At 45.4% G+C, this 1802-nt stretch carries 1 protein-coding gene; it reads right to left on the bottom strand.

What is annotated here, in order from left to right; all coding sequences use genetic code 11:
- A partial coding sequence (locus BLS38_RS12780; protein WP_425283490.1) for a YadA family autotransporter adhesin occupies positions 1-1802 on the bottom strand: 1802 nt, incomplete at both ends.

Below are 1802 nucleotides of genomic sequence, written 5' to 3'. Positions count from 1 at the left end.
GTACCAATACTAATCGATTGTGTACCTGATGCTGTGGCACCATCACCAATCGCTACCGATGAGGTACCTGAAACGCTTGAGTTATTACCAATCACAACTGAGTTAGCTGCATCTGTTGAAGCAATTGCATTTACACCCAATGCTGTTGAATTCGTGCCACCTGCACTTGAGTCTTTAGCTTCTGTTGCTGCATTAGTATGTGCAAACTTCACACCTTCTTTATTCATTTTTTGGACAGTTTCACCAATCGTAAGGTTATCTGTCGTAGTTTGACCCGCTTTGTTATAGGTCAAGAATAATGAGTCTGGATCTGGATTCGTTGCATTATAATTGCGATTCACTACCTGATCAGTAACACTTACACCATTACCATTACCATCTTTTACATCAGTAATATTACTGCTAATAGCAGAATCTAGCTGACCTTTGTTTACAGCATCTGACGCTTTTACAGCGTTTGCCACATTCGAAATCGTTGTTCCTCCGCCAGTAACAATGCTATTTCCATAACTGTCTGTACCTAATGTTGCTGTTGTACCTTTACCATTGCCTGCCAAAATACTGTCATAATTTGTCGTGCCATCACTATTTTGTGCATATTGCACAGCTGAATCACCGACTGAACCCAGTTGTTTTTGTAACTGAGATTGTACCTCTGCAACTTGACCACCTGTTACCGCATCGGTAGATCCCGTTGCAATTTGACCACCTTTTAGATTGGTAATCGTACCACCTGCAACATCTAAACCAGTTTTCGTAAGTGATGGACCACCTGCAACATTTACACCTGTTGCTGTGACTGCAGTGCTATTACCCAACCCATCTGCAACAGTTACACCAGATGCTGATGAAGTCGTACTGTTGCCTGCATTATCCTTAATGGTATTACCTGTAGCTGTTAAGCTATTGCTGTTACCATTTTTATCAGCAACGTTTGTGCCTGATGCTGTCGTTGAAGTACTGTTGCCTGCACTGTCTTTGAGACTGGCTTCTTTAGCACCATAGCTTGCGTTATTACCTGCACTGTCTGCAACAGTGGTACCGGCTGTGGTGAGTTTGCTGACGTTACCTGTACCATCATCTACCGCAACGCCTACGTTGTTCAGTGTGGTATTGCCTGCTTTCACGCTGTCTAGATCTAAATTACGATTTAAACCGTATTTGATGGTGTTGCCATCTTTGCTGACGGTGAGGTTTTTCTCTCCATCCGCTGTCCCTATCTCTAATGTGTCGCCAGCTTTGATCGCTTTACCATTCGCACCATTGCTGGTGACCGTGAAGCCTTGGTCTAATGCACTGATCGCATCACCCACATTGTTTTTACTCGAACTATTCACGCTATAGGTCGGTGCAGACACGGTACCTGTTGTTGGATCATAAGTTGAGCCACCACCTAAAGCTGATGCGGTGCTATTACCCGAAGCATCTGTTTTGGCACTGCCTGCAGATGTTGCTTCATCCAATAGTTTTTTGTTGACTGCATCAGTGCTGTTGACTGCATCGCCGACATTGGTCACGGCTTTACCACCGGCATTTACACCTGATGCCGTGATGCTTGGACCAGTCACAGCACCCGTTGTGTCTTTAAAGCTTAGGCCTTTGGTATCTACCACGGTGGTGTTGCCTGCTTTATCGGTTAGGGTGCTACCCGATGCACCATAGACTGAACTGTTACCACTGCTGTCTTTCACCGTATTGCCTGCAGCTGTAGTGGCTGTGCTGTTGCCCGCACTATCTGCCACGGTATTACCGGTCGCTGTGCTTGTGTTGGTGTTGCCTGCACTGTCTTTGAGACTGGCTTC

The organism is Acinetobacter boissieri (assembly GCF_900096955.1).
Classification (GTDB): Bacteria; Pseudomonadota; Gammaproteobacteria; order Pseudomonadales; family Moraxellaceae; genus Acinetobacter; species Acinetobacter boissieri.
This window is presented reverse-complemented; position numbering and strand designations above follow the sequence as displayed.